Raw genomic sequence first — 6,825 nt, forward strand, 5'->3', positions numbered from 1 at the left:
AAGCAGCATGGCAAAGACGAAGGCGGTTTCTTTTTCCAGAAACGGTGGCCCTGAGGTTTTCGACTATGTCGATATCGATCTGCCGCCGCCTTCTGAGGGTCAGGTGCAGATCCGCCAGGATGCCATCGGCCTGAATTTCATCGACGTCTATTTTCGCGACGGCACCTATAAGGCACCACATCTGCCCTTCGTGACCGGCAAGGAGGGCGCCGGCGTTGTCACCGCCACTGGCCCTGGCGCCAGCGATTTCGCCGTCGGCGACCGCGTCGCCTACGCCAGTGCCGATGGCGCCTATAGTGCCGAACGCAATATTGAGACGAAACATCTGGTAAAGGTGCCCGACGGCATCAGCCTGGAAACGGCGGCTGCCATGATGCTGAAGGGTATGACGGCCGAGTATCTCCTGAACCGCACCTTCAAGGTCGGCCCCCAGACCGTTCTGCTGTTTCATGCCGCAGCCGGAGGCGTCGGCTTGATTGCCGGCCAGTGGGCAAAAGCGCTCGGGGCAACTGTCATCGGCACGGCAGGCTCCGCCGACAAAGTCCAGCTGGCCCTCGACCACGGCTACGACCATGTCATCAACTACAAGACCGAGAACTTCGCCGAGCGCGTGCGGGAAATCACCGGCGGCAAGGGTGTCGACGTGGTCTATGACTCGATCGGCCGCGATACTTTCCCGCAATCGCTGGATTGTCTGAAGCCGCGAGGTCTCTTTGCATCCTTCGGCCAATCCTCTGGCGCGATTGAGAACTTTACGATGGCGCATCTCGCCCAAAGGGGCTCGCTCTATGCCACGCGCCCGACGCTCTTCACCTATATTGCCACGCCTCGGGAACTCACCGATTGTGCAAACAATCTATTTGATGTTGTGCAGGGCAACAAAGTGCGTATCAATATCAACCAAACCTATCCGCTGCGTGAGGTTGGGCGGGCCCACACGGATCTGGAAACAAGAAAAACAACCGGAACGACACTGCTGATTCCATGAGATCCAAACGGACCGATCGGCAGAAGAAATGAGGGGAACGTGTCGCCATTGAATGTGCCGGCTTCCGGTGCGTTGTTATCGGTCCAGAAGCTCACGAAATTCTTCGGTAGCTTTGCCGCATGCAATGAAATCGATCTCGATATAGCGCCGGGCGAGATTCATGCGCTTCTCGGCGAAAATGGCGCAGGCAAATCCACACTCGTCAAAATGCTCTTCGGCGTTCTGGAGCCGACGGACGGGCAGATCCTCTGGGAGGGCAGGCCGGTCACGATCACCTCGCCGGGCGAGGCCCGCAAGCTTGGCATCGGTATGGTCTTCCAGCATTTCTCGCTGTTCGAGGCGCTGACTGTTGCCGAAAACATCGCGCTTTCTCTCGACGACAGCATTCCGATCGGCAGGATCGCCGAGGAGGCGAGGGCGCTGTCTGAGGCCTATGGCCTGCCGCTCGACCCGCATGCGCATGTCGCCGATCTCTCGGTCGGTGAGCGCCAGCGCATTGAAATCGTCCGCGCGCTGCTGCAGAACCCGAAGCTCATCATCCTGGACGAGCCGACATCGGTGCTGACGCCGCAGGAGGCCGACAAGCTCTTCGAAACCCTCTTCAAGCTGCGAGCCGAGGGTCGCTCCGTTCTCTATATCAGCCATCGCCTGGAAGAGGTGCAGCGCATCTGCGATCGCGCCACCGTGCTCCGCCACGGCCGCGTGACCGGTGCTTGCGATCCCAAGCAGGAGACGCCCGCCTCTCTCGCCCGCATGATGGTCGGCAGCGAGGTTGCTGCCGTTACTCATCCCGAGCGCAACGACAAGGGCGAGGTGCAGCTTGCCGTCTCGAACCTCTCCGTCGGCGCGCGGACACCGTTTGCCATGCCGCTACGCAATGTCTCTCTGGCCGTTTGCTCGGGAGAAATCCTCGCAATCGCCGGTGTGGCCGGCAATGGACAAAGCGAGCTTTTCGATGCGCTGTCAGGCGAATATCCAGTCTCGTCTGCCGAAGCGATCATTATTAGAAAGAAACCCGTCGGTACTCAGGGCATCACCGCCCGCCGGCTGCTCGGCGCCGGCTTCGTGCCCGAGGAGCGGCACGGACATGCGGCCGTCTCCGCCATGAAGCTCTCCGACAACCTGGTACTGGCCCGCAGCCAGTCGGACCGCAAAGCCTTCCTCGGTCTCCTCGGCATCATCCGCCACGGCGCGGTGAAATCTGCCGCCCGGCGCATTTCGGAGGTCATGGATGTCCGCAAGAGCGGCGATGATCCCGCCGCAGGTTCGCTCTCCGGCGGCAATCTGCAGAAATTCATCGTCGGCCGCGAGCTTGATCGCCAACCGGCTGTCCTCGTCGTCAACCAGCCGACATGGGGCGTGGACGCAGGTGCCGCAAGCCGTATTCGCCAGGCTCTCGTCGATCTTGCAAAAGCCGGTTCTGCTGTCGTCGTCATCAGCCAGGATCTCGACGAGATCTTCGAGGTGGCGACCGACATCGCCGTCATTTCCGAGGGACGTCTTTCCAAGCCCTATCCGGCCGGTGACCTGACGCGCGAAAAGATCGGTCTGCTGATGGGCGGCCTGCATGAAAACACGCATGGCGCGGAGGCTGCTCATGCGCATTGAGCTTGAAAAGCGCCCGCAGGTCTCGAAACTCTATGCCTTCGTTTCACCGCTTCTCGCTCTCGTACTGACGCTGATATTTGGCGCCATCATGTTCGCCATGCTCGGCAAGGATCCGCTCGAGGCGCTTGACGCCTTCTTTCTCGAGCCGCTTCTGGAAGTCTGGTCGCTGCACGAACTGGCGATCAAGGCTGCCCCGCTGATCCTGATCGCCGTCGGCCTTGCCGTCTGTTATCGCTCCAACAATTGGAACATCGGCGCCGAAGGCCAATTCACCATCGGCGCGATCACCGGCTCCTATATCCCGATCGTCTTCTACGATTGGCATTCGCCGCTTGTGCTGCCGCTGATGCTGATCCTGGGCGCGCTCGGCGGCGCCCTGTTTGCCGCCATTCCGGCGCTGTTGAAGGCCCATTTCAATACCAACGAGATCCTGACGTCGCTGATGCTGGTCTATATCGCCCAGCTTTATCTCGATTGGCTGATACGCGGCGCATGGCGTGATCCGAAGGGGTTCAATTTCCCTGTTTCCCGCGACTTTGCGCCGGAAGCGATCGTGCCGGCGATATGGGAGGAATCGGGACGCGCCCATTGGGGTTTCATCTTCGCCATCGTCGCGGCCGTCCTCGTCTGGTTCATGATGCGCTTCACGCTGAAGGGTTTCGAAGTCGTCGTGCTTGGCCAGTCGGAACGGGCAGGGCGTTTTGCAGGCTTCTCGTCGAAGAGGATGATCTGGTTCAGCTTCCTCTTCTCCGGCGCGTTGGCCGGCCTTGCCGGCATTTGCGAAGTCTCGGGCTCGATCGGTCACCTGCAGCCTGCGATCTCGCCGGGCTACGGTTTCACCGCCATCATCGTCGCCTTTCTCGGCCGTCTCAATCCGCTTGGCGTCGTCGCTTCGGGGCTGGTGCTGGCACTGACCTATCTCGGGGGCGAGGCCGCACAGCTTTCGATCGGCGTCTCGGACAAGGTCACCCGCGTTTTCCAGGGACTGATCCTCTTCTTCGTGCTCTCCTGCGATACGCTGATCTATTACAAAATTCGCATTATCTGGTCGCGGGTGAAGGGTAGCGCGGCATGAGCATCTTCGAAGCCATTCTTCTGACCGTCATCACGGCCTCGACACCGCTCGTCATCGCAGCACTCGGCGAACTGGTGACGGAGCGCTCCGGCGTCCTCAACCTCGGCGTCGAGGGCATGATGATCATGGGCGCGGTCGCCGCTTTCGCCGGCGCGCAGATGTCGGGATCGCCCTATGTCGGAATCATCTGCGGGATTGTCGCCGGCGCGCTTTTCTCGCTGCTTTTTGCCTTTCTGACACTGACGCTGGTGGCAAACCAGGTGGCAACCGGTCTCGCACTCACCCTTCTCGGTCTCGGTCTATCCGGCCAGTTGGGCGAGGCCTATGTCAGCGTGCAGGGTATCCGGCTGGAGGAGATCGTGGTTCCCATCCTGTCCGATATTCCGGTCATCGGCCCGGTTCTCTTCAAGCAGGATTTCATCTTCTACCTGTCGATCGCGCTGGTTTTCGGCGTGAGCTGGTTCCTGTTCCGTAGCCGTGCCGGCCTCAAGCTTCGGGCGATCGGCGACAGTCATGGTTCCGCCCATGCGCTTGGCATTCACGTCATTCGCACGCGCTATCTGGCAGTCATGTTCGGCGGCGCCTGCGCTGGTCTTGCCGGTGCGCAGCTCTCGCTGGTCTATACGCCGCAATGGGCGGAGAACATGTCGGCCGGTCGCGGCTGGATTACCCTTGCGCTCGTCGTTTTCGCCTCCTGGCGCCCGTGGCGGGTCTTTGCCGGCGGCTACCTGTTCGGAGCGGTCACGATCCTGCAGCTTCATGCGCAGGCCTTTGGTCTCGGCATTCCCTCGCAGTTTCTCTCGATGCTGCCCTATGCCGCGACTATTGTGGTTCTGATCATCATTTCTCATAATCGGCGCACGACGTTGATCAACACGCCCGCTTCGCTTGGAAAAGCCTTCGTACCGGAGCGATAGAACAAGAACATAGAGACGGGTTTCCGGAAAATCTTCAAACCAACAGGGGTCATCATGAAGAAGTTCGCACTCACACTTGCCGCATCGGCTGCCGCTGTCATCGGCATATCCTCGGCCGCCGAAGCAGCGGACAAGACGAAGGTCTGCTTCGTCTATGTCGGTTCGCACACCGACGGCGGTTATTCGCAGGCACACGATCTCGGCCGCCAGCAGGTTCAGGCCGAATTCGGCGACAAGATCGATACGCCTTACCTCGAAAACGTTCCGGAAGGCCCGGATGCCGAGCGCGCCATCGAGCGCCTTGCCCGCTCCGGCTGCAAGCTGATCTTCACGACGTCCTTCGGCTTCATGGACGCTACGGTCAAGGTTGCTGCCAAGTTCCCGGACGTCAAGTTCGAGCACGGCACCGGTTACAAGGCCGGCCCGAATCTCGCGACCTACAACTCGCGCTTCTATGAAGGCCGCTACATCCTCGGCCAGATCGCCGCCAGGACCTCGAAGAACCACGGCGCTGCCTACATCGCTTCCTTCCCGATTCCCGAAGTCGTGATGGGCATCAACTCCTTCGAACAGGGCGCCAAGTCGATCGATCCGAGCTTCAAGCTGAAGGTCATCTGGGTCAACACCTGGTTCGATCCAGGCAAGGAAGCCGACGCTGCCAAGGCCATGATCGACCAGGGCGTCGACGTGCTGACGCAGCACACCGACACGACCGCGCCGATGCAGGTTGCCGAAGAGCGTGGCATCCACGCTTTTGGTCAGGCATCCGACATGATCGCAGCCGGCCCGAAGGCGCAGCTGACGGCAATCGTCGACACCTGGGGTAACTACTACTCCAAGCGCATCCATGCGCTTCTGGACGGCACCTGGAAGTCCGAGCAGAGCTGGGACGGCCTAAAGGACGGCATCCTCAAGATGGCGCCCTACACCAACATGCCTGACGATGTGAAGAAGATGGCTGAGGAAACCGAAGCCAAGATCAAATCCGGCGAACTGCACCCCTTCACTGGCCCGATCAACAAGCAGGACGGTACGCCCTGGCTGAAGGCCGGCGAAAAGGCGGATGACGGCACGCTGCTCGGCATGAACTTCTACATCGAGGGCGTCGACGACAAGCTGCCGGCGCAATAACAAAACTGCAATTCGCAGTTGCGAAAGGCGCTCCTCCCGGGGGCGCCTTTTTTGCTGCGGTGCATACCAAAATGCTCATTTACAAAAGTAATACTATATGATTTTTTGACCCTGCGCCGCGAGATGCGGCATTGGGAGGAAATCATGAAATTGAAGACTGCACTTTTGAGTGCCACGATTCTGGCTGCCTGCATGTTCGGTTCGGCTTCGGCTGCCGGCCTGACCGTTGGCTTCTCGCAGATCGGCTCGGAATCGGGCTGGCGTGCGGCTGAAACGACCGTGACCAAGGAGCAGGCCAAGAAGCGCGGCATCGATCTGAAGTTTGCCGATGCGCAGCAGAAGCAGGAAAATCAGATCAAGGCACTGCGCTCGTTCATCGCTCAGGGCGTCGATGCCATTCTCGTTGCTCCTGTTGTCGAAACCGGCTGGGACGACGTTCTGAAGGAAGCCAAGGAAGCCAAGATTCCGGTCATCCTGCTCGACCGCACCATCAAGGCTCCTGATGATCTCTACCTGACGGCTGTTACCTCCGACCTGGTCCACGAAGGCAAGGTCGCCGGCGATTTCTTGGTCAAGACGGTCGGCGACAAGAAGTGCAATGTCGTCGAACTGCAGGGCACGACCGGTTCGTCGCCGGCCATCGCACGCAAGAAGGGCTTCGAAGAGGCCCTTGCCGGCCACGACAACCTGAAGATCGTTCGCAGCCAGACCGGTGACTTCACCCGCACCAAGGGCAAGGAAGTCATGGAAAGCTTCCTGAAGGCCGAGAATGGCGGCAAGGATATCTGCGCTCTCTACGCCCATAACGACGACATGGCCGTCGGCGCCATCCAGGCGATCAAGGAAGCCGGCCTGAAGCCCGGCAAGGATATCCTCGTCGTCTCCATCGACGCCGTGCCCGATATCTTCAAGGCCATGTCCGAGGGTGAGGCCAATGCCACGGTCGAGCTGACGCCGAACATGGCAGGCCCGGCCTTCGATGCGCTCGATGCCTACCTGAAGGACAAGAAGGCTCCGCCGAAGTGGATCCAGACCGAGTCCAAGCTCTACACGCCTGCCGACGACCCGATGAAGGTCTACGAAGAGAAGAAGGGTCAGGGTTACTG

At 60.2% G+C, this 6,825-nt stretch carries 6 protein-coding genes; all 6 read left to right on the forward strand.

The features are described 5' to 3' along the window. Positions 1-7: 7 nt before the first annotated feature. Positions 8-988, forward strand: a complete 981-nt coding sequence (locus tag AC1D35_RS16240; RefSeq protein WP_113310114.1) for a quinone oxidoreductase family protein — start codon at positions 8-10, stop codon at positions 986-988. Positions 989-1,027: 39 nt separating this feature from the next. Then, positions 1,028-2,596: an ABC transporter ATP-binding protein gene (locus AC1D35_RS16245; protein WP_113310113.1), complete on the forward strand. Its 1,569-nt coding sequence runs from the start codon at positions 1,028-1,030 to the stop codon at positions 2,594-2,596. Beyond that, positions 2,586-3,671, forward strand: coding sequence for an ABC transporter permease (locus AC1D35_RS16250; protein ID WP_113310195.1), 1,086 nt, complete (start codon positions 2,586-2,588; stop codon positions 3,669-3,671). Before AC1D35_RS16245 ends, AC1D35_RS16250 begins: the two co-directional genes overlap by 11 nt. Then, positions 3,668-4,588 (forward strand): ABC transporter permease, encoded by a 921-nt coding sequence (locus AC1D35_RS16255; protein ID WP_113310112.1) that lies wholly within the window; start codon positions 3,668-3,670, stop codon positions 4,586-4,588. The genes AC1D35_RS16250 and AC1D35_RS16255 overlap by 4 nt, the downstream gene beginning before the upstream one ends. Before the next feature lie 54 nt (positions 4,589-4,642). Beyond that, complete coding sequence (locus tag AC1D35_RS16260; protein WP_113310111.1) at positions 4,643-5,719, forward strand: BMP family ABC transporter substrate-binding protein; 1,077 nt, start codon at positions 4,643-4,645, stop codon at positions 5,717-5,719. A gap of 144 nt (positions 5,720-5,863) precedes the next feature. Further along, positions 5,864-6,825, forward strand: a 962-nt coding sequence (ytfQ, locus tag AC1D35_RS16265; RefSeq protein WP_007826690.1) for a galactofuranose ABC transporter, galactofuranose-binding protein YtfQ, incomplete at its 3' end; no start/stop codon positions are given.

The sequence above is a fragment of the Rhizobium sp. P1_E6 genome, from assembly GCF_056405875.1.